The following is a 25,548-nucleotide window of genomic DNA, read 5'->3' as shown; positions in this document are numbered from 1 at the left end:
GTATCATATCTCGTTATCCGGTCTCGTATCTCAGTCCGAAATAAGTATATTTGCTCTCGAAAACAAATTAAAGACATGCAGGGGAAAAAGATTGGTATCATTGGGAGCGGGAGCTGGGCGACGGCGATGGTTAAGATGCTATGTGAAAATGACCAGGATAAACATATTTTTTGGTGGATCAGGAAACAGGAAGATGCGGATTATATTCAGCAATTCAAACATAACCCAACATACCTGAGCAGCGTACCGGTAGATTTAAGCATCACGACAATTGACACGGATGCCAAAAATGTAATTGCTTATGCGGATATCGTCATCTTGAACACTCCTGCAGCTTATCTGAAGGATGCCTTGGCAGGAGTGACAAAAGACGATTTTAAAGACAAGATTATCGTTTCGGCCATCAAGGGGATTATCCCGAAAGATAATCTCATCATCGGAGAGTTTCTGGAACAACGTTATGAGGTCGATATTAATCAGGTCTGCGTTATCGGCGGACCCTGCCACGCGGAAGAAGTAGCCTTAGGCAAGTTGTCTTACTTGACATTCGGCTGCAAAAATTTGGAAAGTGCGGCATTGGTGGCTTCATTTTTGTCTTCAAGAGTGATCAAAACCATTTTGTCGGACGATGTCCTTGGGATTGAGTTTGGCGCTGTGCTCAAAAATATTTACGCACTGGCCGGAGGCATCTGTCATGGGCTCGGGTACGGTGACAACTTTCAGGCGGTACTTGTCTCCAACGCCATCCGTGAGATGCGTAGATTTGTCGCCAAAGTGGATGGGGATACTTCACGCGATGTGAATACTTCGGCCTATTTGGGGGATTTGCTGGTGACAGCCTATTCGCAGTTTAGCCGCAATAGAACCTTTGGTAATATGATCGGAAAGGGATACAGTGTACAATCTGCTCAATTGGAGATGAACATGGTTGCCGAAGGCTATTATGCCTCTGCGTGTATTCAGCAATATGCTGAGAAATATGAGGTAGATCTGCCGATCTGCGATGCTGTATATCAAATTCTGTATCAGCATCAACCGGCCTCAAAAATTATACAGGCGTTAAGCGAAAAACTAACATAATACATGATAACAAAAGAAGCAATTGCTTTAGCATATAAGGACATACAAAACGAAATTTGTCTGGCGCTCGAACAGTTGGACGGCTCCGCAAAGTTTGAAGAGGAGCTTTGGGAACGCGAAGGTGGGGGTGGGGGCCGGACAAGGATTATTCAAAATGGGCAAATTCTGGAGAAAGGCGGTGTCAACTTTTCGGCTGTGCATGGCAAGCTGCCAGAGTCTATAAAAAAAGCGTTTGGTGTGGATGAAGATGATTTTTTTGCTACAGGGGTTTCAATTGTTATTCACCCGAATAACCCCTGGGTACCCATTATTCATATGAACATCCGCTATTTTGAACTGAATGAACATATTCGTTGGTTCGGAGGAGGAATAGATCTCACACCACATTACGTGAATGAGGAAGATGCACGGTATTTTCACCAGCAATTAAAAGCTGTCTGCGATAAACATAATCCGGATTTTTACGAAGAATTTAAAAAGTGGGCAGACGATTACTTCTATATCCGGCATCGTGGGGAAACGCGTGGTATCGGAGGCGTATTCTATGATAAGTTAAATACCCAGAAGACGGGGATGAATCTGCAGGATATTTTTGCATTCTCGTGTGATCTGGGACGCAGCTTTGCACCCATCTATTCCGTGCTAGTTGAAAAAAACCGAAATAAAACTTACACCGATGCGGAGAAGAACTGGCAACTGATTCGCCGGGGGCGTTATGTCGAATTCAATCTGGTCTGGGACTCGGGAACTAAATTTGGCCTCGAAACCAATGGTCGCATTGAATCTATTTTGATGAGTTTGCCATCTCAGGCCAGCTGGGTCTATGATCATCAGCCCGAAGAAGGTTCGGAAGAAGCCAAGACCTTGTCTATGTTACGAAAAGGTATTAACTGGATTTAAAAATCGAAAAAGTATTAGATGGTTTCCTATCAGAAATTTACGTTAGATAACGGACTTCGTGTTTTGGTACATGAAGATCATAACACAGCTATGGCCTGTGTTAATATATTATATGATGTCGGCGCGCGCGACGAATCGCCCGAGCAGACCGGCTTTGCTCACCTGTTTGAACATTTAATGTTTGGTGGCAGTATTAACATTCCCAATTTTGATACCGAACTTCAGAAAGTCGGTGGCGAAAATAACGCTTTCACCAGTAACGATATCACAAACTATTATATCACTTTGCCCTCCTCCAATCTCGAAACAGCACTTTGGCTCGAATCTGACCGTATGCTGAGTTTGGCGTTTTCACCGCAAAGCCTTGAAGTGCAGCGTAATGTGGTGTGTGAGGAGTTTAAACAGCGTTATCTCAACCAACCTTATGGGGATGTATGGCTAAAGCTGCGGCCGCTCGCTTATAAGGTACACCCTTATCGTTGGGCTACAATTGGCAAGGAACTGAAGCATATCGAGGATGCAACGATGGAAGATGTAAAGGCATTCTTTGCGTTGCATTACAATCCACAAAGTGCGATTTTGGTGATTGCCGGTGATGTGTGGTTTGATGAAGTCAAAAAATTGGTTCAAAAATGGTTTGGTGACATTCCACGCGGGCGACAATATCATCGCCAGTTGCCAAAAGAACCTAAGCAGACTGAACTGAGACGTGAGACAGCCTATGCACCTGTGCCGCTTGATGCGCTTTATATGGCCTTTCATGGGCCTGCCCGCCTTGATGAGGGATACTTTGCCATGGATCTCTTATCGGATATCCTGTCGCGGGGTTCTTCTTCCCGTCTATACCGCAGATTGGTGAAAGAGGAACAGTTATTTAGCGAAATAAACGCATATGTGATGGGTAGTATTGATAGCAATCTATTCGTCATCGAAGGAAAACCATCTGCGGGGATTTCTTTAGAGGAAGCGGAACGTGCGGTATGGGCCGAATTGGAACTGTTGAAACGAGAACTCGTTCCGAACGTCGAATTGGAAAAAGTCAAAAACAAAATTGAATCTACCAATGTGTTTGCTGAACTATCGATTCTGGACAAAGCAATGAACTTGGCGTTCCATGAACTACTTGGCGATGCCAACGGGATCAATACCGAAGTTTCCAGATATCTGGCCGTGACCGCAGAAGAAGTACAACAGCAGGCAAAATTAATTTTTAATCCTGAAAACGTATCCATATTAATGTATAAAGCACAAGAGGAGGTATTAAATGCTGGATAGAACGAAAGCTCCCCAATTCCGTGAAATTGGAAAAATTAGTTTAAAAGAACCGGTCAAGAAGCAATTCTCGAACGGGATGCCCGTATACGTCTTTCACTCCCCCGATCAGGAACTTGTGCGTATCGAATGGATTTTTGAAAATAAATATCTAGACAGCCAAGATGAAAACCCATTGCTGAACAGCACGTTGAGCGCGCTGCTTAAAGAAGGCACAATGACCATGTCCAGTGCCGAAATCGCAGATAAAGTTGATTTTTATGGAGCATTTTTGGTGCCGGAATATTCCTTTGATGTGACGTCCTTATCGCTTTATACCTTAAATCGGCACAGTCAGATACTATTACCATTAGTAAAAGATATTTTAACGGAAGCCTCGATACCACAGGAAGAGCTCGATACTTATATCCGTAATAGCAAACAGAAGTTTCAGGTGTCGGTCCAAAAAAACGATTATCTGGCCCGTCGTAAATTTTATAATTTGATCTTCGGCGAAAATAACCGCTATGGCCGGACGCCAAAGTTGGAAGATTATGACATGATTACCCGCGAACAACTGACCGAGCTTTATCGGCGGGAGATCCTGCCAGACAATTGTACCTTGATCGTCTCGGGCAACGTGTCGGACAGCCTATTAAAGGAGCTGGAACAGATTTTCGGAGATGAATGGCCGGTAAACAGGGCGGTGGCAACTACGGGTAGGCCCCTGCTTATTCAGGGAACAGCAGACCTGGCTTATGAAGAGAAAGAGAATGCTTTGCAGTCGGCTGTTCGGCTTGGAGCACAGACCATCTCAAGAGAGCATCCGGATTATCCCGCACTACAGTTTGTAAATACTTTACTGGGTGGTTTTTTTGGATCGAGGCTGATGCGCAACATTCGTGAGGAAAAAGGATATACCTATAGTGTTGGTTCGGCAGTAGCGACTCTGAAACACAGTGGCTTTATTACGATTGCCACAGAAGTCGGTGTGGACACTACCCAAGCGACATTGAGGGAGATTCAGAAAGAAATCGACCTGCTAAAATCTACGTTGGCTTCGGATGCAGAAATTGAGTTGGTGAAAACCTATATGGAGGGATCCATGCTGGGATCATTGGAGAGCATTTTTTCTCATGCCGATAAATTTAAGAGCGTATTGCTGAATGGTATGACGCTCGAATATTACTCCTACTACATGGAAGAAGTTAAAAGCATGACGGCTTCGAAGGTGAGGGATATTGCCAACAAATACCTCGACTTTGATCGGATGGTTAAGGTCGTCGTGGGGAAATTCAACCAGGTGGAGCCGATTCATCAAGTGGTTGTAAATTAAATTTCACAAAGTACAAAAATCAAATCCTACTTTGTATTTTTGGTTTTTGTTTTAAAACGCATAAATCCAGCATGGAATTAAAATTAAAAAGACCATTGGTGTTTTTCGATCTGGAGACTACAGGTGTTAATGTAGCCACGGATCGTATTGTAGAAGTTTCTTTTCTCAAGGTAATGCCCAATGGTGAAGAGACAGTATATACGAAAAGGATTAATCCAGAGCGACCAATTCCTCCGGAATCATCTTTTTTTCATGGCATTTACGATGAGGATATCAAAGATGCACCAACCTTTAAGGCAATAGCTACAGAGCTGGCCGCCTTTATCGGCGACGGCGATCTGGCAGGGTACAATTCGAACAAGTTTGATGTTCCAATGCTGATGGAGGAGTTTTTGCGGGCTGGAGTCGATTTTTCACTGGAAGGACGTTCCTTTGTTGATGTACAGAATATTTTCCATCAGATGGAGCAACGAACATTGAAAGCTGCTTATAAATTTTATTGCAATGCAGAGTTGGAGAATGCCCATACGGCTGAAGCGGATGTGCGTGCAACCTACGAGGTGCTGAAAGCGCAGCTGACAAAGTATGAGGGCGCTGCGTTTGAGGACCGTCATGGTACTGTTACCTATCCTGTAGTCAACGATGTCGATGCCCTGCACGAGTTTACAAACCTGAGCAAACCTGTGGATTTTGCCGGACGTATTGTTTACAATGAAGACGGCTTGGAAACTATCAATTTTGGTAAGCATAAAGGCAGACCGATTATTGAAGTATTTGAACAGGAGCCCAGTTATTATGCATGGATGCAAAATGGAGATTTTCCGCTGTATACAAAGAAAGTACTCGAAAATATCTGGATCAGATACAAGAAGGAGAAGAATGAGCAGAAAGCGAAAGTTGCTACAAGTCAGTCTTCAGAGGAGAAAAAGTTGGCAAGAAATGAGTATAATCGGCAAAAAGAGGAAGTACCGCAACCCATTTCTCTGGATATGCTCAAAGAATTGCAGGATAAATTTAAAAAATAACTTATTAATAGCTTAGAAAAGGATTATGGAATTTAAACAAGAAGTGGAGCATGTGCAATGTCTGATTATTGGTTCGGGCCCTGCTGGTTATACGGCTGCAATCTACGCCGCCCGTGCGGACATGAAACCAGTAGTATATACGGGTATTGTACCGGGGGGACAGTTAACTCAAACAACAGAAGTAGATAATTTTCCGGGGTATCCGAAAGGAATCACTGGCCCGGTGATGATGGAAGAGTTGCGCGAACAGGCTGAACGCTTCGGTACTTCAGTACGTTTCGGATATGTGACGAAAGTAGATTTTACAGGTGACGTGCACCGTGTCGAAATAGATGGTACGGTACAGGTGACCGCGGATACAGTCATCATCGCGACTGGTGCGACAGCCAAATGGCTAGGCCTTGAATCGGAGCAGAAATATAATGGTTTTGGGGTGTCGGCATGCGCCGTCTGTGACGGTTTTTTCTTCAAAAATCAGGAAGTCGCGATCGTCGGCGCAGGTGATACCGCAGCTGAGGAAGCGACCTACCTCGCCAAATTATGTTCTAAAGTGCATATGTTGGTACGTCGTGACGAATTCAGAGCTTCGAAAGCAATGGTACACCGCGTCATGAATACGCCAAATATTGAAGTACATTACAATACGGAAGCGAAAGAAATTTTAGGTGATGGACAGGTCGTCACCGGCGTACGTGTCCTCAATAATAAAGATCAATCCGAAAAAGATCTGGAGGTAACTGGCTTCTTTGTAGCAATTGGTCATAAACCAAATACTGAGCTGTTTACAGGCATCTTAGATATGGATGAAACAGGCTATTTGATTACAAAACCTGATAGCACAGCTACAAATATACCCGGTGTTTTTGCCTGCGGCGATGTGCAGGACAATGTGTTCCGCCAGGCTATTACAGCAGCTGGAACCGGCTGTATGGCTGCTCTCGAAGCCGAGCGATACCTAGCGGCTAAAGAAAGTGGTGAATAGAATAATTCATGTAGGTCATCAGCTGGCAGTCATTGCCGGATGAATACCGTTTGTACAAGAGCCCAGTAGATCAATGGGCTCTTGTACTTTAGTCATAAATACTGCTTTTTTACTAGATCCAATATTCGGAAGCGGTATCCTTTTAAATGCATTCCTCCAGCTCAAATACCGAATCGATTTTCCAATTTGCTTTATCTTTTGCGGCTGCTACTGCCAGTCGGTCACAACGTTCGTTTAGCGGATGCCCCGCATGCCCTTTTACCCATACCAACTTGACCTGATGCAATTTATAGACATTCATCAGCCGAATCCACAAATCTTTGTTCTTTTTACCGGCAAAACCTTTTTGCATCCAGCCATATACCCATTTTTTGTCGATAGCATCGATTACGTATTTGGAGTCTGAGTACACGGTAACCATTTGGTTTAAGTTTTTCAATGCCTCAAGGCCCACGATGACCGCCATGAGTTCCATCCGGTTGTTAGTTGTTTTCCGGTATCCACCTGAAAATTCTTTTTCAATCAGCTTCCCCCTAAACGCTTCGTTATCCCCAGTATACACTGTCCTGAGTATTGTACCATAGCCGCCAGGGCCGGGATTGCCACTCGACGCTCCGTCTGTATATAATTCAATCATACCACCCAAACTTAGATAAATTTGTGCTGATATACAATTTAATTGTGTAGCCAGCAATTGGCGGTCGTGAGGATCACGGGCAGCAGCCCGCAATGCTATAGTCGCAAATTTTTACTCGTAGACTGGGATTCTGAGCATTTATATGTATTTTGCGGGCTTAAACTCGTTATGTACTCGATTAAATTAGCTTTATGAAGTTTCGAAAGATCTCACTATTGGCACTGTTGGCTTCGGCGTGCTTAAAGGTTTCAGCTCAAGAGGTAGCATCAGCGCAAAAAATGGATTGGTTTGAGGATGCCAAACTAGGAATTTTTATCCATTGGGGTATTTACTCGGTGGACGGGATATCCGAATCTTGGTCATTTTTCAATAATTACATCAGTCATGACAATTACATGAAGCAACTCAATGGGTTTACGGCGCAGAACTATAAGCCAAAAGAATGGGCAAGCCTGATCAGGCAGGCGGGAGCAAAATATGTCGTCATCACAACAAAACATCATGATGGTATTTCTCTATGGAATACGGAAGCGGACAAAGCGATCAGTACCTTGAAGAATGCGGCAGCAAAACAGGATGTCCTCAGTCCCTTTGTAAAGGCCATAAAAGATGAGGGTCTGCATACGGGCCTTTATTATTCGCTGCCCGACTGGAGCCATCCCTATTACGATGTATTTACACGCAACCGCAAACGTTATCAATTAAGTGCCGAACCCAACCGTTGGAACCGCTATGTTCAATATTATCAGAAGCAGTTGAGCGAATTGTCCGAACAATATAAACCCGAACTGATTTGGTTTGACGGAGATTGGGAGCATAGTGCCGACGAATGGAAAGCGCAGGAGACGCTGGCGCTTCTGCGGAAATACAACCCTGATATCATCATTAATTCGCGTCTTAACCATCATGGCGACTATGAGACGCCTGAGCAGGGAATCCCTGTGACACGTCCTGAATCCAAGTTTTGGGAACTGTGTTACACGATGAACGACTCATGGGGATATCAACCATTCGACAAAAAGTATAAATCACCAAATATGATCATCAGAACTTTGGTCGACTGTATTGCCATGGGTGGAAATCTGCTCCTCGATATCGGTCCTAAAGCGGATGGCAGTATCCCGGACAAGCAGCTCCATATACTTAAACAACTGGGACGATGGACCAACAAACATGCACGGGCTATCTATGGCACCAGGGCTGGCATTCCTGCTGAGAACTATTTAGGAAAATCAGCATTGTCAAAGGACGGTAAGACCCTATATCTTTATTTATACGAACAAAAACCACATGTATGGGTCCGTGGAATTAAGAATCCGAAGGCGCCGGAGGTCACCGTCGTCGGCGACAGCAACGCGAGCGTGAATACCAGACGAGATGGCGAAAATTTGCAACTGGATCTATCCCGCATCAATTTTGATCAAGACGTTACGGTGCTGGCGCTTGATTTTAATGAAGCTGTTGAATGGAGCACGCCCAAGGAAGACAGCACCGATCTTTTATCCGTCTTGGACAGCAAGCAAACCGTGCCGGCATTGAACCAGATTGCAAGTAGCTTACATTCCGGAAGGAATATTTTTGACAATTCGGGTTTAACGGTTGATGGTATGGAAACTAAGATGCCAGCAGGGAAGACAACAAATAAAGAGGTGTTCTCCTGGATCGAGAAACATGCCGAGGCCCTATATGAGACAGATAAAGGGCTTCCAGACGGACATTATGAAGGGCATAGTGCACTTTCCAAGGACCGTCAGACCCTTTATCTGTTTGTCGAAGGCATACCGACAGGGCCAGTAGCCCTGAAAGGTATAAAGAATCGGATAGCACGTGTCCGGATTGTTGGAGAGGGGTCCATGATCAGCCACGATGTATTTAATAAACTCTACTGGAGCAATATCCCAGGTATTATCTATATCGATGTGCCCAAAGAACGTCTGGATAAAAACATGACTGTAATTGCAATATTGTTGGATTCACCGCTTGCGCTATATCGTCAAAAAGTAGGTGCTATAGAAAATAATCTATAATGAGCTTTTGGAAATTTGTTTCTGGAATCGTTATAAGCGGTGCCTTCTACATATCATGCCATGGGGGCGATGGAAGCGATTTGGAACGTTTGCGGGCAGATTCGCTGGTAAGTGAAGTGATCAAAGGGAGATTGAGCCTCGATTCTTTAGCTAAATCGCAAGAGTTTATGTATTTTAATGAAAAGTACTTCCACGAACCTGCCAATTTAAAGGAGATGTCTGCTTTTGACAGGATTCAGGTCCAAGTGGTGACTTACCGGATCTACAGTCATGTTAAACTCGTGAAAAATCGCTATCAATTTGGTGTTAAACAGGCTAAGGACCTCCATATCCCCAACAGAGCATTTGTGTATTATCAACGTTCGTTTGAGGAAATGAATAGGAGAGCGGCGGCCAGCCGTGATTCAGTTCAGCTCGAACTCCCGGAAGATTATGCCATTATGCTCCTTAAACAGGAGTTGTGATCCTGGTACACAAATTATTCGGTCGGTTATGGTGGGGATTCGTTGGAAATCACTATTTTTAGATGTGGTAAAATGGCAATGAAATGAAGAATATTGTTGTACTCACTGGAGCAGGTATCTCCGCTGAAAGTGGCATCCCCACGTTTCGGGACGCCAATGGTCTGTGGGAGGGACACGACGTGATGGAGGTGGCATCCATTGAAGGCTGGACTAAAAATCCGGTTTTGGTGCAGGAATTCTATAATTTAAGACGGAAGGTGGCGCTGGCGGCTAGACCAAATGTAGCCCATCTGGCATTGCAGCGCCTCGAGTCCGCATATAATGTCACCATTATAACGCAAAATGTGGATCTACTACACGAACAGGCAGGCTCAACCGCAATCATTCATTTGCATGGACGATTGGATCAATCGAGATCGTCAATAGATGAACGGTTGGTATATCCTGTCGAAGGAACCGAAATCAAAATGGGAGATCTTTGTGAAAAGGGAAGCCAGTTGCGTCCCAATATTGTCTGGTTTGGAGAGGCGGTTCCGGAGATCGAACGCGCGATCGCGCATGTTGAAGCAGCAGACATATTGTTGATTATTGGGACTTCCTTGCAAGTTTATCCGGCCGCGGGACTAAAGGAATTTGCTTCGTCGCAGTGTAGGATCTATGTGATCGATAAGCACATTCCATATGGGGTATCGGGAACTAAAATTCAGTGTTTTGAGGAAAGTGCAAGTATAGCCGTTCCTGGTCTCGTTCAGCAGTTACTTGACGAGTCTGATTACCGTGAATAAAATAAAAGTTTACTGGCCTCTACATAAAAATATGTCATTTTATCCGCATTAGGCGTCTTAGACCAGATGGAGCGTTCGCCAAGCGATAAAAGAAATTAAATAGCAGATGAAAAAAATAGTAGGATTATTTTGCAGTACATTTTTGGCTGTCGCATGCCAGAATAGTTCCAAGGTTAACGTGCGTACAAGTAGAGAGGAGGCTCCTTTGCAACTTGATAGCGCACAGGCGAGGCAGCTACTCGCCCTGCCATTGCACTGCATCGAAGTCGAGTATCCCAACAAGCTAGGCCAAGTATTGGGGAGCGGAGAAGACTTGAAAGGCCCGCGTGCGCTGCACCCCATTTTCTATGGTTGTTTTGATTGGCATTCTTCCGTTCACGGCTACTGGTCTATCATCCGTATTCTAAAACAGTTTCCTGATCTGGATAAGGCTGGAAGCATACGGAAACAGCTGAATCAGATCATCACCGACGAACATGTAGCTGCCGAACTGGCGTTTTTCCAAACTAAAAATAATAGAAACTTTGAGCGTACCTACGGCTGGGCATGGCTACTGCAACTACAGAAGGAACTGCTGACTTGGAAAGATAGCGACGCCCAGCGTTGGGCAGGCGCTTTGTCGCCATTGGCGAAGCATATTGTAAAAGCTTATCAAGATTACTTACCCAAGCTGGTCTATCCGATCCGTACCGGTTACCATGATAATACGGCGTTTGGACTATCGCTAGCACTGGATTATGCACGGGCGACGAACAATACGGTTTTTGAAAAGTCTTTAATGACCAATGCGACAAGGTTGTACGACCATGATAAAAATTGTAATATCAGCTTCGAGCCCAGTGGAAGTGATTTCCTTTCGCCCTGCCTTGAGGAAGCGCTATGCATGAGCACGGTCATGCGTCAGGAGGAATACCGCAAGTGGCTGCGAGAATTTCTTCCTGAACTGTTCGAGCCAGAATTTAATCTGGAACCGGGGATTGTGAAAGATCGCAGTGATGGACATTTGGTACATCTCGATGGGTTGAATTTTAGCCGCGCGACCTGTTTAAACGGCATAGCCAAGGCCCTCCCAGAACTAAATCATCTGCACGCTCTGGCCAATAAACATCTAAACTATTCATTGCCCAATATCACTACGCAGGATGATTATATGGGATCGCACTGGCTGGGGACTTTTGCGCTCTATGCGTTATCGCACAATGAATCAATCAACGAAGTGCGTTAGGATAAAGAGGCGGGGCATAAAGATCCGGCGAGGGAATAAAATGTATCCCCTCGCCGGATCTTTATGCAGCCCCCCGTATAACGCGCAACAAGACAACGATGATTGCAATAACCAGCAACACGTGTATAATATTCCCCGTTGCATAACCTCCGAAAAAACTGATTGCCCATATAATGACTAAAATGACGGCAATGATGTATAATAAATTTCCCATAATATTGATGTGTTTTTCATTAGAACAACAACAGTCAAGCGAAGGTTTTAGCATAAAAGAAGTTTTGTTCTCTAATGCTATAAAGGACCAGTTGCGTATACATAAATATATCTTCATTCAAACCATCCACTGTTGACAGCTGTTCGCCATCCGAAGACAAGCATGACGACTGAGTCTGAAGTCAGTTTCAAGTAGTCTACATCACAGATATAAGATTTCAGTAATTTATTCATACAAATATGGACAAGACAGTAAAAGCATATTTACAGATTACCTTAAGGATCAATGCAGCGGATAAAGGTGCTGCTTCGAGTGTTTACGATAAGTTTCAAGCGTCCTTCCTTGACCAGATTAAAGGGGCGATATCTGCAGAATTATTGATAGGTGAGGAGTATATCCAACTGTTACATGGATTTGAGACTGCCGAAGATGCCAAAGCTTTTCTTTCTACTGAGCTGTATAACAATAGTGTTCTCGTTGCGCTCAAACCATTGATTCTGGATAATCCCGAGATCAGGATTTTTAATGTCGCTTAGTTTATGGATGGTAGGTTGATAACATCTGAATGCTGTCCATCCAAATAAGAGTTATCATAAACGGTAAAAGATTTCGAGTTATATGGCTAAAATAGAATTTTCCGAACGATTGCTGAAGGAGATTAAAAACGGTCTTTGCCAATCTCATACACGGTTGGCGGTAGCAGAAAGTGTGACAGCAGGCTTTTTGCAGTTGGCATGCTCACAGATGGAAAATGCAACTGCAGTGTTTGCCGGTGGCATAACTACTTACGCGATGGACGAAAAAATACGGATCTTACAAGTTGATGCGGAAGGAGCCAAGCGCTGCAATTGTGTATCAGCCTCCATTACTGATCAGATGGCTGTTGCAGTAGCGGCGTTGTTCCATGCGGATTGGGGAATAGCGACAACGGGTTATGCCACAGTGGTGCCCGAGTCGCGGGGTGAACTATTTGCGTTTATTTCGGTCGTACATCAGGGAAAGCTTGTCGATCGAAAAAAGATCGAACTACAGCTACCTATGGACGCTGTAGATGCCCAATACGCGTATACTATTGCAGCATTGGAGAACATGGCTGATGCGCTTAAAAACAGATAGCGGTTTGAATTGAGGACAAATGCCGTTCGGCGACCTAAAAGGCATTTGTCCTCGGTTACACTACTGCTAACAGCGAATCTCACGTCTCATAAACAGATAATAAGACCATGCAAAGCAAACCACTGTCGCCGCGGTAAGACCACTTATCTGTGGCCAAACCATAAGAATACTCTCTCTCACCGAAAGTGGAGCTGGGATGGCGCCTACCATCTGTTCCATTGCGATTGGGCCAAGGCTTCGGACAGACGGCATCAACAGGGTTGTCGACGCATCTGTGTAAAGTTGGCTTGGCGACAATCTCAATATATTCAATATAAGCTCATTATAACTTAAGTACTCTTGTTCTGAGATATAGTTTGGATTCGGCAAAAACGGACGTATCGCCAGATTAACCAAAATAGGAAAGAATACGGTGAAAAAAAGCCAGATCCCGATGGCTGTCAGTGCCGAGGTAGCTGGCTGACGAAAAGAGATCGATAATAAAATGGAAAGGCTGAGCCAAAATGCCACGTAGATGATACTAATGAATGTGAAACCCAGTATCCGCAGCAATTCTTGTGGTTCTATACGTACACCAGTTCCCAATAATCCACCACCGATCATAAGTAATACCAAAGCAACAAACAATGTACCTACGACAATGAGCGGCGCCAAAAATTTGGCAAACAGCAGATTATCCCTATATAGCGGTTGTGCCATCAGCCGGGTAAGTGTTCCATTATTATACTCAGCATTGATCGCGTCAAAACCCAGTGCAATGCCGAGCAAAGGCGCCAGGAAATTCAAAAACACATGAAACGGAGGTATCGAATTGTCAGTGAGCGTCAACAATTTGAGGTATAAGAATGATTTATCTGGATCCTGTACATTATTGACAGCATCTTTTAGTCCGGAAGAGGAAATATAGAGTGAGGCCCCAAATGTCAATAGAATCAATATGATTAAGGTGACAAACCGCCAACTCCTGATCTGAGATGCAGCTTCCTTGTTTAACAATACCATCAAAGGGCTGCCTTTTTCTGTTCTTCCCGAAGTCACATTAGCGTTTAAACTTCCCGAAAAGAGACTTCCCGAAGAAACGGTTGGATTTTTCATATTCAGTATTGTTTATTTTACTATGCTCGAAATACGTATTATAAATGTTATCCAATGCGTAGTCGTTACGCTGAACGGAAACGACGTTCGCCCCATGGTGCACCAGCAGACGTACAGCTTCAGCTGTGACATCGCCGTCGCTTTTAAGTTCAATAGTGTTTGCCTGGATGGTTAACTGCCGCAGGCCGGGTAGGTTTTTCAGCTGCTTTTCGAAGCCTATCATATCATTATCCGCTTCGATCGCGATACGTGTTGTTACGCCTTCCTGTTGCTGGAGATTTTGCGCTAATTGGTCTATGGATCCTTCTACAAGAAGTTTTCCGTCGACAAAGATGCCGACCCTGTCACATACACGCTGTACCTGATGCAAGTGGTGTGATGACAGAAGAACAGTTAAATGTTGCTCTTTGCTCAATTTTTTGATAAGCTCAAGGAATTCATTGACACCGCTTGGATCGATTCCTAGCGTAGGTTCGTCCAATATAGCTACTTCTGGATTTTTGATAAGTACCTCTGCCAGTCCAAGTCGCTGCTTCATTCCTCTGGAAAATACACCCGCTTTCTTATTTATTGCCTGTTCTAATCCGACGATGCTCAACATCTCTTTCGCCCGGTCGTAGGCCTGTGAAGTCGACAGACCATTTAATCTAGCGATAAAACTAAGGTTCTCCAAGGCAGTCATCTCGGGATAGAAGCCTACATTGTCAGGGAGATAGCCTACTTTCTTCTTGACTGCGATTGGGCTCCTGGTGGCATTGTAGCCGCACACCATGGCGGTACCAGAAGATGGCTCGGTCAACCCCAGCATCATTAAGATGCTGGTTGTTTTTCCGGCACCGTTGGGGCCAAGCAGGCCAAATATCTCGCCTTTATAGATATTTAAATCAAGTTTGTCAACAGCGACTGCTGTACCGTAATTTTTGGTCAGGCCAGTCAGTTGAATAATAGGGTCCTTCATGATAATCTTTTCTATCTTCTTCCGTATTTGCGAATGAGATAATACACTAAGCCGATAGCCAATAGAATAATCAGCATGCCGATCCATCCGGAGAGTAAAGAGGTCTTTACAATGATTCGGAAGGAGACATCCGCGGAGTTACTGGCAGATTTTACATCAAATTTGGCCACATAATCGCCAGCAATGGTTTTGTCCGGCACCCTTAGACTAACCTTAACTTCCTGGGACTTCCCAGTCTCGAGTTGTTTGATAGTGGACGGTGTGAATGTGGCTTCCCATCGTGTCGGTAACTGCGAACTAAATTCAAGGGCATTTAACGGAAGGGTACCCGTATTCTTGACCTGAAGTGTGATTTCTTTTGTACCGCCGGAGACCACTTCATCACTCAGCCTACCCGAAGGTGTACTCAGTTCGATTGCGTATGACCCTTTGACAGCGGCCTCGAGATCTAACTTTAACGTATCTAGCGTCGATATGGCCTTGATGGGAATTTTATATTTGTCGGGCTTGGCAGTCAACGGGCAGCTGATTTCGATGCTGATTTCCTGCGATTTGTTTCCCTGCATCTGTAGTGAAGTGACTTGAGAACCCTCTACTCTATAGGTGATCTGCCACCCGGGAGGTAATTGTGCGTCAAGGTTATAGGTGACGGTTTGCGACGAACCATTCGTTAATGTCGTACTATAGCGAAAAGGTTCATTACTCGGCGCCTCGATATTGATTAACCTAGCCTCGAAGCCTGATTTCTGAGATGCAGCATTTGTCTGACCCAAAGAGCTGCCATGTACGGACAGGGCCAAAGCTGTAATAATAAATAGCTTTAATGATAAACGTTGTCTTGTTTTTGTAGATAGTAATTCTGTTAACATGATCCAATAACTAAAATTTATATTTAAATAGAATATTAGCTTTTAAAAAATGTCATTTTGGACTTTACGTCCCTTTCGGAAAATCGAACCCAAATTATAAATCATTTTCATAAAAGTCAATACCTACGCAGAAGATCATACGTAAAAAAAATATAGTGATTAGTTACAGCTTCGGCTTTTCAGTCATCGTCTACCGGTAGGGGATACCGGCCGATAAGGTAATAGTGTCTTCCCATGAAGGGAAGACACCAATATCTGCTAGGCTTCTCTTTTTAAATCAAAGGAAACATATTTTTTGTAATCCACCAGTGACCTCACTGGGGTGACCAAATCGGATAACAGTGACAGATAGTCTTTGGCTACCATTTTCCAAGTGGTTTGCTCGCCATAGCTGCGTGCTTTAAACCTGTGCCATGCCAGCAAACGTTTGGATTGATAAAGCAGCTTAATGTTGGCTGCCATCGTTTCAGTGTCATTGAACGGGGTGAGAATACCGCGGTCATCTATCAGCAGGTCCTTAGCGTGCCAGTATGGTGTTGAGATGACCGCTGCCCCGGCGCCGACGGCAAATGATAGTGTGCCGCTACTGATCTGCTGTTCATGCTGATAAGGTGATAAATAGATATCACAGGCGGTTAAATACTCTTTCAGTTGTTCGTCGCTCAGAAATTCATCGACAAACACTACATTTTCCTGTAAATTCAACTTCTCCACAAGTCCCTTTAATTCAAATCGATAAGATTCGCCTTCATGGGCGAGTACATTGGGATGTGTCTTGCCGACAATCAGGTATTTGAAGTTGGGAAGATCGAGTCCCGCAAGTGAGCGTATGGCATACTCCAGCCCTTTGCTACGTCCGATCAGGCCAAAAGTCAACATCACAAACTGATTCTGAAGTCCAAGTCTATATTTTGCCAATCCCTGATTGTAATCGAACTGCGGTACGCCATGCGGGATGACTTTAACTTTACGCTGTTCAGTCTTAGGAAACAGCTTGTGCAATAATGTTGAACCTGTAGCGGAAAGGGAAACAACAGCTTGGGATTTCTCCAGAAGGAATCCCATGATTTCCTTTTGTCGCAAAGATGGTGTCTGTAAGATAGTATGGAATATAGTCAATAACGGAATATCGATCTTGTCAGCCAAGTGATTCACGAAAATGCCATCGGCTCCACCGAATATACCGTATTCATGTTGTACAATACAATAGTCGTATTCCTTATTAATAATTCTGCTCGCCTGAATATAGCTGTCCAGTCTTTCCCTGTCAATGACGAATCGAACGGATTGGTCATACTGTTCCTTCCCTAATTTGGAAACAGCGATCACATCGACGGATACATTGGGATCGAGTTCCATTCCTTGTTTCAGATCTTTTGTAAATGTCGCCAGTCCGCATTCCTGGGGCGGATAAGTGCTGATGATAACGATTCTTTTCATAGCCTTAGCCCTCCTTAGCTTCACTGCTTTCGTTCTCAATCGGAATATCTAAAATAGCCATCAACAATAAATAATATCCTTTTTCTAAACCCATTTTGGCTGCTTTTTGCTGTATATTTTCCATATCAAGTATTATGATTAATAAGGTTGTACATTATTTTACCGTGGATGGATCAAAAGCTGTACCCAAATGCCTTCATCTGACACTTAAAGGTAGTTTTTGAGTAGATATCACGTAGTATCATACGCGATATACCGATAAAAATGCTGAACTATACGTAGTTTTTTCCTGAATCTGGGAAAATCGCATTTTCGAAACACGATTCTATGTTCAGTTTTCGCTACATGTGACTTTACGTGTGTGCTGCGACCGAATGCTTGGGCAGCGTAATTTATACAGTTTTGCAGGTGTAGAGTACCCAATTACAAGATTTTCTTACTTCATTATTTTTGATCTTTATGGTATAAATATGTTGAAAATCCGGTGTAAAATGCTGTTTAAACCGGCAAATAGTGTAAAAACGTATTTTTACTTATCTTCCTAGAACAAACTTTTCGAACTGTCCTGCGCTTGAAACCTAGCATTTTTCTTGTGCCGTCTATACTGATAATAACAACAAGAAAGAGGTTAGCTATGAACAATCACAATTTAAACGTACTTATCAATGAGAAAAGAAGTTTGTTGAATCACTTTGCAGCAAAGTTTACTACAGACCCAGATGAAAAGGAAGATCTGATTCAGGAAACATGGATCCGTGCATTAAAATCGATTGACGATTTTGTGCAACATCCTAAGTTGATGAGCTGGCTCTATGTGATAATGAAACATACCTATATCAATAAATATAGGAAAGCAAAACGCGTAAACGAGATACAGGATTCTTATGTCGAATTGGAAAGCACCAATACGATCGAACTAAATAAGGGGGTGGATAAATTTATTGCCGATGATATAGAACGCGCGATGTCTAGCCTTAGCGCTGAAAATTATGAGATTTTCCGTCTGTTTTTGGACGGCCACAAATACCATGAGATCGCGAGCTATTTCAACATGCCGGAAGGCACCATCAAAACGAGGATACATATGACTCGAAAAAAATTGCAGCGGCAGCTAAAGGTCTACCGGGTAAATTAAACTCAGGCGAAGCATGCGTATTGCGATGCCCATAGCCAATAATTCTAAATCGTTAAAAAAGACAACTCGAAATCATGTGCAATGCTAGCGTTTCCAGCGTTGCACATGATCTTGCGTTGTTCATCCTCCTGACACTTCCTGACCGATTAATTACTTAACCTCTACATTAAAGTCCGCTGTGTGAACAGTGTCATCCGTTTTGAACTGTACCCACAATACATAATGTCCCGACTTTGTAATATGAGCTTCGGCGTAGATTGGAAACTCACTGTTGGTCATCGGATGAATATGAAGAAAGTCTTTGTCTTTATTACTAATCATAACGATATGCGCTGCGGCGCCAAGGTAATTTTGAATTTCTTTTGCAGGAACGGTTCTGCCATCTTTTTCTATTGCAAATTGCAAACCTTGTGTGGTATCAGTGGATAACTGATTACCATTCACCAAGGTTATTTTATAACCATCCACATAGGAAACCAGTTTTGTCTGTCCGTTTGCTTCGGACACAGGTGTAGACCCTTCTATATCGATAACTTGCTTGTTCACCGATGCCGGATAACCTGTCGGTTTATAGTCTGTAAACAACAGGTATCTACCTGGCGAAGGAAAGGTTGTTGTGACCTGGAATGTTCCATCCAGTTGTTCTTCGGGATGAATGTGGGTAAACCAGCTTAGCTGTTCATTGACGATCAAAAGATGTATTTTCATCTCGTGTACAACATCAAGAGGAAGGTGTTGCCCTTTATCTTGTATTGAAATGGTTAGCATAACAGATTTTCCAGCCTCTATGTTAGAAGGTATGGAGATGATTTCTACGTTTGCTGCTTCTTTGTGCAGGTGATGATGTTGGTGATGCGTGTCCATAGTTATTGTTATTATGAATTTTCTAAATGTTGAACATGAAGTTTAGCTATTTAATGCTTAAAATGCTGGTTACCAAACTTACTATACAAAATTGTGGAAACTAGTTTATGATTTACTTGCGCAATTTTAGAAATGATTTGTAATATTTGGGAGCCACGTACAGTAGCTCCTCTCTATACCATGACTGGGCTAATTGCATAAGAAAGCTAATGGTTTATGGTCTTGAGTTTATGGTTTTGATAGAAACTGCGGTTAGCACCAGAGCAATTAAGCAAATGATGCCTGCTGAGAAAAATGCTGTACGGAACCCCTCATTTAAAGCTTCTGTGTTGTCAATCCCTGCTAAAGCCAGTTTTTTAGTTTTCATTGTTGATAAAGCGACGATAATTGCTAGCCCCAATGCCGAACCTACCTGATAACTCGTGTTAACCAGACCTGATGCAAGTCCCGTTTCGTTAGGCCCCGCCCCTGATAGAGAAGCCATTGTTCCGGGGATATAGGTCAGAGACATACCTATTGCCGCAAGGAGTGAAGCGGGCAGTACATCTGTTAAAAAAGAGCCTGAGATGGAGACCGTACTAAATAAAAATAAAGAGGCAGCGAGGATCGTCAGGCCTGCCAGAATATTATACTTAAATCCAAAACGGGTAACGAGTTTTCCAGTAAAACCTACCATCAGAAACATAATAGCTGCCGTCATAGGGAGCAAGGCAAGGCCGCTGTAAAACGCAGAATAGCCGAGTACCTGCTGTAAATAAAGATTGAGGAAGAACCATAAGGGAATCCATGCGGCAGCCAGTAATGCAATCATCAGGTTGCCAGAACTGAGGTTAGGAACCTTAAAAATCGTTAAGGGAACCAGAGGTTCGTTTTTGTTCCGCTGCACGAAAAGGAAGATGATAAGGAGTAGGATTGACAGGCTCAAGAGACCTATTGTCTGCAGTGATATCCAACCCGCGTGTTCTGCCGATACGATGGAATAAACCATGAGAACAAGCGCTGTAGTGGCCAAAAGGGCTCCTCCGACGTCTATTTTCCCCGCTCTGGTGTTGCCTTTGAACAATAGACTTGGGCTAAAAAATAAGACTAAAAGACCTGCGGGAATATTTATCAGAAATATCCAGTGCCAAGAAAGCCACTGGGTAATTACTCCACCTAGAAATACCCCAGCAGAGCCTCCGGCTGCTGCAGACGCACCCCAAAAACCGAAGGCCTTGTTGAGCTCTTTGGGATCGGTGAATTTCGACATGACTAGTGTCAGTGCAGCGGGTGTAATTAGTGCAGATCCGAGGCCCTGTAAACCTCTGCCGATATTTAAGGCGGCTTCAGACCATGCAGTGCCCGCTAGTAGGGACGCTGCGGTCAAAATACCAAAGCCCCACATAAAAACTTTTCGTGCACCAAAGAGATCTGAAAGTCGGCCGCCGAGCAGCAAGAAACCGCCGAAAAGGATTACATAGGCATTGAAGATCCATTGAAGAGCCGACTGCGAATAACCTAAATCTTCTTTAATCGCAGGTAGTGCCACACCGATAATCGAAGTGTCCATTATGACGATAAATTGGGCTGTGCAAAGCAGAAAAAGGGCTGCCCAGCGTTTTGGATAGGCCACTGCCTTATCCGCATCTATAGGATATGTTTTCATTTTTACTTATATTATAACCATAGTTTATTGTAAATTCAATAGGCCAAGCGCATGCTGCATTTCTGTGTACAATATCCGCAGGTTGTAAGTAGCGCGTAGACAGTTTATTCGTGCTTGAGTAAGTGCAAGTTCGGCGTCCGTGAGTTCTAGCCTTGACCCGAGACCATTTTTAAAACGGTCCTCATTCATTTGGTAGTTTAGGGTTGCTGAGTGAACGGTTGTTTTCTGTATCTCCAATTGGGAATTTGCCTCTTTCCACTTGCTGATGATAGACGCCAGTTGCATTTTAATCTCCTGCCGGAAATCGTCTAACCGAATTTGCTCTTGTCGCCATCTTATCTTCGCTTGGTTGATCTGAGACCTGTTTCGATGACCATTAAATAGGGGGGCGGATAGTTGTAAGCCTATGAAAGATGTTCTGGGCCACGCATAGTTTCCAATTCGTAAGTCGTCTGCCTGGGCCTGGACTTGGTATTGGCCGATAAATGCCAGCTTCGGCAATAACGCCGCTTGCTTCACGGCAACTCTTTTCTCTTCGAGATCGATCTGAATGTGCTGGATCAGCAAATCCTTACGATTTTGTTCCGCTATTTTCAATGCTTCATCAAGTGAATAAAATTCATTTTGTATCGTTCCCATAGGAGAAGCCAGCTTATCACTCAATTCGAGAGTTTCAGTGTCGTCCATGCCGATTATCCGCTTTAATTCAATGAGCGACACTTTGATGCTGTTTTTCAGATATGATGACGATGAGCGTATGTTTTCGACTTCGATAAAACTTCGTAACGTGTCTGACTTTAGGGCTCTGCCCTGATTAAAAAGTGAGCGGGCATCATCCAGTGCTTTTATATTGCGCTGTAGACTTTGTTCGAGTAAGCCCAGCTGCTCAGTCATCATCAGTATGCTGAGATAGTGTGTCGAAACCTGGAGCGCAATCCTGCTTTTGAGATCGGCTGTTTTTTGCTGTTCCAGCTGCTGGTTGATAGCAGCTGTTTTTCGTTGTCTGCTAAGAGCAGGCGAAAATACAGGTTGATACAGGGCAACCATTCCATTCCATGCATTTTTCCCCCCGACGGCAACTTCCTGTACCGGTTTTGCCGTACCGGCGAAAGAGCCGGGGAGAAAGATTGTCTGCCTGTCAAAATAACGGCTGTAAGCCAGATCTGCCGAAATGGTCGGTAGCATCGCTCCTGTTGTTTCCTTTGTGAGCTCAGCAGCATATATTTCTTCCAGAATTTGAGCCTGAAGGGCCTTGTTTCCCTTCTCCGCCATTTCCAACGCCGAAGCTAAAGAAAGCACCCGTGTTTGCGCATTGAGCTGCTTCGCGACCGATGAAAAGTATAGTAGTATTGTGATTAGATAGGATATTTTATTCATGGTATAGTTCTTTAAAAACCTTGTTCATGTGCCAGCTCCTTGCCAGTCTCTGTGGCCTCTTCATCGACGACTAGCCTACGTTTACTACTTGAGAGATAAGAGTAGACCGCTGGGATGATGAATAATGTGAGAATTCCGGAAAATACTAGACCGCCAGCGATGACAATACCTAGCGATTGCCGACTGTTGGCTGTAAGAGCAATCGGTAATGCTCCAAATATCATGGCGAGCGAAGTCATCAATATTGGTCGGAAACGTTGTTCGGCAGCGCTGATTGCAGCCTGATATTTAGATACTCCGGTCTCTTTAAGATGATTGGCGAATTCTACAATCAAGATCCCGTTTTTAGTAATGAGCCCAACCAATGTAATAATTCCTATTTGGCTAAATACGTTTAGACTCTGACCAAACCAGTGTAAACTCAGCACCGCCCCAGTTACTGCCATTGGTACAGTGAGCATAATAGTCAGCGGATCCCTTAAACTTTCAAATTGGGCTGCTAAAATCATGTATATCAGTATAAGTGCCAGAACAAGTGTAAATGTTATATTGCCTTGACTCTCTGTGTAATCTCTCGATTGGCCGGCAAGGGAAGATTTAAAATTCCCACCGAGTACCTCAACCTTTATTTTCTCAATCTCCTGTATAGCCTCGGCGAGACTTACCCCCGGTGCGGGCGCAGCAGAGATCGTGGCGGAAGTGTATTGATCATAACGGTATATCGCTGCTGGACTTACGGCTTCTTCAAAAGTGATCAGATTATTGAGCGGAATCATCTTACCTTTCGTGGAGTGGACATATATACCGTTTAGATCTTGGATGTCATTCCGATAGGGTCGTGATAGCTGCCCGATCACTTCGTATTGGCGGTCGTCGCGGAGAAAGTAACCATACCGCTGACCTGATAGCGAAAGTTGCAGCGTGCGTGCAACTTCTTCAATGGAAACTCCCATCAGTGCTGCCTTTTGTCGGTCAATAGTTATTTTCACTTCGGGCTTGTTTATTTTTAAGTCCGAATCTGCAAACATCAGCTTCTTGCTTTGCCGTACTGCTCCCAGAAATTTAGGAAGTGCAGCCGTCAGAGTATCCAGATTTTGGGCCTGTAATACAAATTGGACTGGCATGCCGCCGCCATATCGCGTTCCGATGGTAGGCGGGAGGTAGGGGAATAGTAAAAAACCTCTAAAATTACCCGATGCAGCGGCATATTGGTTGTATAAGTCCTGAATAGACTTTTTCCTTTCCTTTGGATCTTTGAGATAAATACTCTGTACAGCGACATTGACCGGTGCGGGGGCAGGAATAAAGGAAATTGCAACCATCGAATAGGTCTGATAGAGACCATCTGTAGAATCGTTGACATACTTGCCGACTTCGATCATCTTTTTCTTCATGTAATCGAATGAAACACCTTCAGGTGCAATGGCAATCAGATTCATATTCGAACGATCTTCTATTGGAGCAAGTTCTGAAGGCAGCTGTCTGCCGACATAATAAATCAATCCAGTAGTGGCGATTAAAAATATCCATGCAAGCCAGCGCACTTTCATGAAAGCAATCAGTAAGTAGGCATAACCATTGTTTAATCGGACGAAAAATGGTTCCGTGACCCGGTAGAACCAGCTTGGTCCTTCTTTCTTCTTGAGGAAATATGCACTGAGCATCGGCGTGAGCGTTAGTGCAACAAAAGCGGATACCAGTACTGATCCCGACACGACAATCGCAAATTCCAAGAAAAGCTGGCCGCTGATTCCGCCCATAAAAACGATGGGAAGGAATACCGCTGCAAGCGTAATAGTTGTTGAAATTACAGCGAAATAAATTTCCTTTGAACCTTTAAATGCAGCCTGAATAGGGGGTATACCCTCCTCAATCTTTTTATAAATATTTTCGAGTACGACTATGGCGTCGTCGACGACCAGTCCGATAGCAAGTACCAACCCCAGCAATGTGAGTACATTGATGGAAAATCCGGCGATATACATAATAAAAAAGGCGGACAGGATGGAGACGGGAATGGCCAGTACCGGAATAATAGTTGACCGCCAATCTCGGAGGAAAAGGAAAATTATCAGTACAACCAGACCAAACGCGATAAAGAGCGTCTCTTCAACCTCTTTGATGGACTCACGGACCGAACGTGTGAAATCAAAGCCCACAATAAGTCGATAATCGGTAGGGATATCTTTCTTTAACTGCTCTAAACGCCTGTAGAACTCATCAACCACTTCAATAGCATTGGCATCTCGTTGAATCTGAATAGCCACACCTATGCCCACACGGTTCAGATTTCCGGTTTCGTTGATAATTGCGGTACGCTCATTCATTTCCCCCAACTGTGCTATGCCAATATCTTTTAATTTAATAATAGTATGACCGGTTTGCTTGATTAACATCTCGTTAAAGTCATCTTCCGTCGTCAGCCGACCTAATGTCCTAATGCTCAATTCGCTACTTTCACCCTCTATCCGTCCCGAAGGAAGATCAATGTTTTCCCTGAGGAGCGCAGCTCTGATATCTTCCGGAGTCAGTTGATACGATGCCAATTTAACTGGATCAAATCTGAGACGCATGGCATACTTGTGTTCGCCAACGATTGCAACATTGTTGATTCCGGGAATAGACTGCATTCTGTCTTTTATGACAGTAGACGCGATGTGGCTGACTTCTTTAATATCTTTTGTATCGCTTTCCACTTCGAGAAATGCAACGAGATTGTCCGCAGAAGTAGCTTTCTGTACAATTGGAGGATCGACGTCGGCGGGAAGCTGCTTACGGGATTTGGCGACCTTGTCTCTGACATCATTTAATGCATCTTCGATGTCAGTCTCCCGGTTGAATTCAATGGAGATCACACTGACCTGTTCGCGAGACTCAGAGGATATTGTTCGTATACCACTTGCTTCAGCGATAGACTCTTCCATCGGTCTGGTAAGCTTGGATGCGATGACGTCTGGACTTGCTCCGGGATAGAAGGTGATAACGGATATGACGGGAGGCTCAGTTAGTGGGAACTCCCGTACGCCGAGTTGTTTCCAGCCAACAATTCCCAAGATAACTAGCAGAAGTGAAAATACTGCTGCCAGCACTGGTTTTTTTATGCTTAATGATGATATACTCATG

23 protein-coding genes are annotated in these 25,548 nt (G+C 43.9%); 13 read left to right on the top strand and 10 right to left on the bottom strand.

Annotated features, from left to right (window positions below; translation table 11 throughout):
- Nucleotides 1–75 precede the first annotated feature (75 nt).
- The 6 genes from FGL37_RS22050 (at nucleotide 76) to trxB (ending at nucleotide 6,574) form a co-directional block, all read left to right on the top strand.
- On the top strand, nucleotides 76–1,080 hold the full coding sequence (locus FGL37_RS22050; RefSeq protein WP_028070228.1) for an NAD(P)H-dependent glycerol-3-phosphate dehydrogenase: 1,005 nt from the start codon (nucleotides 76–78) through the stop codon (nucleotides 1,078–1,080).
- A gap of 3 nt (nucleotides 1,081–1,083) precedes the next feature.
- Nucleotides 1,084–1,980: an oxygen-dependent coproporphyrinogen oxidase gene (gene hemF / locus FGL37_RS22045; RefSeq protein ID WP_028070229.1), complete on the top strand. Its 897-nt coding sequence runs from the start codon at nucleotides 1,084–1,086 to the stop codon at nucleotides 1,978–1,980.
- Between the two features lie 18 nt (nucleotides 1,981–1,998).
- Complete coding sequence (locus FGL37_RS22040) at nucleotides 1,999–3,255, top strand: M16 family metallopeptidase (protein WP_028070230.1); 1,257 nt, start codon at nucleotides 1,999–2,001, stop codon at nucleotides 3,253–3,255.
- A complete protein-coding gene (locus tag FGL37_RS22035; RefSeq protein ID WP_051606953.1) occupies nucleotides 3,245–4,567 on the top strand; it encodes a M16 family metallopeptidase in 1,323 nt (440 codons plus the stop codon). Before FGL37_RS22040 ends, FGL37_RS22035 begins: the two co-directional genes overlap by 11 nt.
- 71 nt (nucleotides 4,568–4,638) lie before the next feature.
- Nucleotides 4,639–5,592: a 3'-5' exonuclease gene (locus FGL37_RS22030; protein ID WP_028070231.1), complete on the top strand. Its 954-nt coding sequence runs from the start codon at nucleotides 4,639–4,641 to the stop codon at nucleotides 5,590–5,592.
- Nucleotides 5,593–5,617: 25 nt separating this feature from the next.
- A complete protein-coding gene (gene trxB, locus FGL37_RS22025; RefSeq protein WP_037533490.1) occupies nucleotides 5,618–6,574 on the top strand; it encodes a thioredoxin-disulfide reductase in 957 nt (318 codons plus the stop codon).
- Nucleotides 6,575–6,716: 142 nt separating this feature from the next.
- Here trxB and rnhA read toward each other — a convergent pair whose 3' ends face one another.
- Complete coding sequence (gene rnhA / locus FGL37_RS22020; RefSeq protein ID WP_028070233.1) at nucleotides 6,717–7,211, bottom strand: ribonuclease HI; 495 nt, start codon at nucleotides 7,209–7,211, stop codon at nucleotides 6,717–6,719.
- A 191-nt stretch (nucleotides 7,212–7,402) separates the two neighbouring features.
- Here rnhA and FGL37_RS22015 point away from each other — a divergent pair, with 191 nt between their 5' ends.
- From FGL37_RS22015 to FGL37_RS22000, 4 genes are all read left to right on the top strand, one after another.
- On the top strand, nucleotides 7,403–9,238 hold the full coding sequence (locus FGL37_RS22015) for an alpha-L-fucosidase (protein WP_028070234.1): 1,836 nt from the start codon (nucleotides 7,403–7,405) through the stop codon (nucleotides 9,236–9,238).
- Nucleotides 9,238–9,702, top strand: coding sequence for a hypothetical protein (locus FGL37_RS22010; protein ID WP_028070235.1), 465 nt, complete (start codon nucleotides 9,238–9,240; stop codon nucleotides 9,700–9,702). The genes FGL37_RS22015 and FGL37_RS22010 overlap by 1 nt, the downstream gene beginning before the upstream one ends.
- 83 nt (nucleotides 9,703–9,785) lie before the next feature.
- The gene (locus tag FGL37_RS22005; protein WP_028070236.1) at nucleotides 9,786–10,487 is read left to right on the top strand and encodes an SIR2 family NAD-dependent protein deacylase; all 702 of its coding nucleotides are present in this window, start codon (nucleotides 9,786–9,788) and stop codon (nucleotides 10,485–10,487) included.
- A 106-nt stretch (nucleotides 10,488–10,593) separates the two neighbouring features.
- Entirely contained in the window at nucleotides 10,594–11,712 is a 1,119-nt protein-coding gene (locus tag FGL37_RS22000; protein ID WP_028070237.1) for a DUF2891 domain-containing protein, read from the top strand.
- 61 nt (nucleotides 11,713–11,773) lie between these two features.
- Here the strand turns inward: FGL37_RS22000 and FGL37_RS21995 are convergent, their stop codons facing one another.
- Nucleotides 11,774–11,926: a lmo0937 family membrane protein gene (locus FGL37_RS21995; protein WP_115048587.1), complete on the bottom strand. Its 153-nt coding sequence runs from the start codon at nucleotides 11,924–11,926 to the stop codon at nucleotides 11,774–11,776.
- Nucleotides 11,927–12,165: 239 nt separating this feature from the next.
- Here FGL37_RS21995 and FGL37_RS21990 point away from each other — a divergent pair, with 239 nt between their 5' ends.
- Together FGL37_RS21990 and FGL37_RS21985 are read left to right on the top strand one after the other, a co-directional pair.
- Nucleotides 12,166–12,462 carry a hypothetical protein gene (locus FGL37_RS21990; protein ID WP_037533498.1) on the top strand — a complete coding sequence of 99 codons (297 nt, stop codon included), beginning with the start codon at nucleotides 12,166–12,168 and terminating at the stop codon, nucleotides 12,460–12,462.
- Between the two features lie 82 nt (nucleotides 12,463–12,544).
- Nucleotides 12,545–13,042 carry a CinA family protein gene (locus tag FGL37_RS21985; protein ID WP_051606955.1) on the top strand — a complete coding sequence of 166 codons (498 nt, stop codon included), beginning with the start codon at nucleotides 12,545–12,547 and terminating at the stop codon, nucleotides 13,040–13,042.
- Nucleotides 13,043–13,108: 66 nt separating this feature from the next.
- Here FGL37_RS21985 and FGL37_RS21980 read toward each other — a convergent pair whose 3' ends face one another.
- From FGL37_RS21980 to FGL37_RS21965, 4 genes are all read right to left on the bottom strand, one after another.
- Nucleotides 13,109–14,137, bottom strand: coding sequence for an ABC transporter permease (locus FGL37_RS21980; protein ID WP_028070239.1), 1,029 nt, complete (start codon nucleotides 14,135–14,137; stop codon nucleotides 13,109–13,111).
- Nucleotides 14,082–15,095 carry an ABC transporter ATP-binding protein gene (locus tag FGL37_RS21975; protein ID WP_028070240.1) on the bottom strand — a complete coding sequence of 338 codons (1,014 nt, stop codon included), beginning with the start codon at nucleotides 15,093–15,095 and terminating at the stop codon, nucleotides 14,082–14,084. The genes FGL37_RS21980 and FGL37_RS21975 overlap by 56 nt, the downstream gene beginning before the upstream one ends.
- 11 nt (nucleotides 15,096–15,106) lie before the next feature.
- Entirely contained in the window at nucleotides 15,107–15,964 is an 858-nt protein-coding gene (locus FGL37_RS21970) for a COG1470 family protein (RefSeq protein WP_028070241.1), read from the bottom strand.
- 258 nt (nucleotides 15,965–16,222) lie between these two features.
- Entirely contained in the window at nucleotides 16,223–17,404 is a 1,182-nt protein-coding gene (locus FGL37_RS21965; protein WP_051606957.1) for a glycosyltransferase, read from the bottom strand.
- Between the two features lie 634 nt (nucleotides 17,405–18,038).
- On the opposite strand from FGL37_RS21965, the gene FGL37_RS21960 reads away from it, so the two are divergent.
- Complete coding sequence (locus FGL37_RS21960; RefSeq protein WP_051606959.1) at nucleotides 18,039–18,539, top strand: RNA polymerase sigma factor; 501 nt, start codon at nucleotides 18,039–18,041, stop codon at nucleotides 18,537–18,539.
- Nucleotides 18,540–18,689: 150 nt separating this feature from the next.
- On the opposite strand, the gene FGL37_RS21955 is transcribed toward FGL37_RS21960, so the two are convergent.
- From FGL37_RS21955 to FGL37_RS21940, 4 genes are all read right to left on the bottom strand, one after another.
- Complete coding sequence (locus FGL37_RS21955; protein WP_051606961.1) at nucleotides 18,690–19,403, bottom strand: DUF8832 domain-containing protein; 714 nt, start codon at nucleotides 19,401–19,403, stop codon at nucleotides 18,690–18,692.
- Nucleotides 19,404–19,617: 214 nt separating this feature from the next.
- A complete protein-coding gene (locus FGL37_RS21950) occupies nucleotides 19,618–21,048 on the bottom strand; it encodes an MFS transporter (protein ID WP_037533501.1) in 1,431 nt (476 codons plus the stop codon).
- A 24-nt stretch (nucleotides 21,049–21,072) separates the two neighbouring features.
- Nucleotides 21,073–22,425 carry a TolC family protein gene (locus FGL37_RS21945; RefSeq protein ID WP_028070243.1) on the bottom strand — a complete coding sequence of 451 codons (1,353 nt, stop codon included), beginning with the start codon at nucleotides 22,423–22,425 and terminating at the stop codon, nucleotides 21,073–21,075.
- 11 nt (nucleotides 22,426–22,436) lie between these two features.
- Nucleotides 22,437–25,547 (bottom strand): efflux RND transporter permease subunit, encoded by a 3,111-nt coding sequence (locus FGL37_RS21940; protein ID WP_028070244.1) that lies wholly within the window; start codon nucleotides 25,545–25,547, stop codon nucleotides 22,437–22,439.
- Between the last annotated feature and the right edge of the window lies 1 nt (nucleotide 25,548).

It is taken from the genome of Sphingobacterium thalpophilum (assembly GCF_901482695.1).
Classification (GTDB): domain Bacteria; phylum Bacteroidota; class Bacteroidia; order Sphingobacteriales; family Sphingobacteriaceae; genus Sphingobacterium; species Sphingobacterium thalpophilum.
Note: the sequence above shows the minus strand (reverse complement) of the source record. Positions and strands in the feature narration are given on the sequence as shown.

Coding starts and splice junctions, on each gene's coding strand:
- FGL37_RS22040 (WP_028070230.1), top strand. CDS start 1,999: ATGGTTTCCTATCAGAAATTTACGTTAGATAACGGACTTCGTGTTTTG.
- FGL37_RS21945 (WP_028070243.1), bottom strand. CDS start 22,425: ATGAATAAAATATCCTATCTAATCACAATACTACTATACTTTTCATCG.
- FGL37_RS22015 (WP_028070234.1), top strand. CDS start 7,403: ATGAAGTTTCGAAAGATCTCACTATTGGCACTGTTGGCTTCGGCGTGC.
- FGL37_RS21965 (WP_051606957.1), bottom strand. CDS start 17,404: ATGAAAAGAATCGTTATCATCAGCACTTATCCGCCCCAGGAATGCGGA.
- FGL37_RS21985 (WP_051606955.1), top strand. CDS start 12,545: ATGGCTAAAATAGAATTTTCCGAACGATTGCTGAAGGAGATTAAAAAC.
- rnhA (WP_028070233.1), bottom strand. CDS start 7,211: ATGATTGAATTATATACAGACGGAGCGTCGAGTGGCAATCCCGGCCCT.
- hemF (WP_028070229.1), top strand. CDS start 1,084: ATGATAACAAAAGAAGCAATTGCTTTAGCATATAAGGACATACAAAAC.
- FGL37_RS22030 (WP_028070231.1), top strand. CDS start 4,639: ATGGAATTAAAATTAAAAAGACCATTGGTGTTTTTCGATCTGGAGACT.
- FGL37_RS21995 (WP_115048587.1), bottom strand. CDS start 11,926: ATGGGAAATTTATTATACATCATTGCCGTCATTTTAGTCATTATATGG.
- FGL37_RS21960 (WP_051606959.1), top strand. CDS start 18,039: ATGAACAATCACAATTTAAACGTACTTATCAATGAGAAAAGAAGTTTG.
- FGL37_RS21940 (WP_028070244.1), bottom strand. CDS start 25,547: ATGAGTATATCATCATTAAGCATAAAAAAACCAGTGCTGGCAGCAGTA.
- FGL37_RS21980 (WP_028070239.1), bottom strand. CDS start 14,137: ATGAAAAATCCAACCGTTTCTTCGGGAAGTCTCTTTTCGGGAAGTTTA.
- FGL37_RS22035 (WP_051606953.1), top strand. CDS start 3,245: ATGCTGGATAGAACGAAAGCTCCCCAATTCCGTGAAATTGGAAAAATT.
- FGL37_RS22000 (WP_028070237.1), top strand. CDS start 10,594: ATGAAAAAAATAGTAGGATTATTTTGCAGTACATTTTTGGCTGTCGCA.
- trxB (WP_037533490.1), top strand. CDS start 5,618: ATGGAATTTAAACAAGAAGTGGAGCATGTGCAATGTCTGATTATTGGT.
- FGL37_RS21970 (WP_028070241.1), bottom strand. CDS start 15,964: ATGTTAACAGAATTACTATCTACAAAAACAAGACAACGTTTATCATTA.
- FGL37_RS22010 (WP_028070235.1), top strand. CDS start 9,238: ATGAGCTTTTGGAAATTTGTTTCTGGAATCGTTATAAGCGGTGCCTTC.
- FGL37_RS22050 (WP_028070228.1), top strand. CDS start 76: ATGCAGGGGAAAAAGATTGGTATCATTGGGAGCGGGAGCTGGGCGACG.
- FGL37_RS21975 (WP_028070240.1), bottom strand. CDS start 15,095: ATGAAGGACCCTATTATTCAACTGACTGGCCTGACCAAAAATTACGGT.
- FGL37_RS21990 (WP_037533498.1), top strand. CDS start 12,166: ATGGACAAGACAGTAAAAGCATATTTACAGATTACCTTAAGGATCAAT.
- FGL37_RS21955 (WP_051606961.1), bottom strand. CDS start 19,403: ATGGACACGCATCACCAACATCATCACCTGCACAAAGAAGCAGCAAAC.
- FGL37_RS21950 (WP_037533501.1), bottom strand. CDS start 21,048: ATGAAAACATATCCTATAGATGCGGATAAGGCAGTGGCCTATCCAAAA.
- FGL37_RS22005 (WP_028070236.1), top strand. CDS start 9,786: ATGAAGAATATTGTTGTACTCACTGGAGCAGGTATCTCCGCTGAAAGT.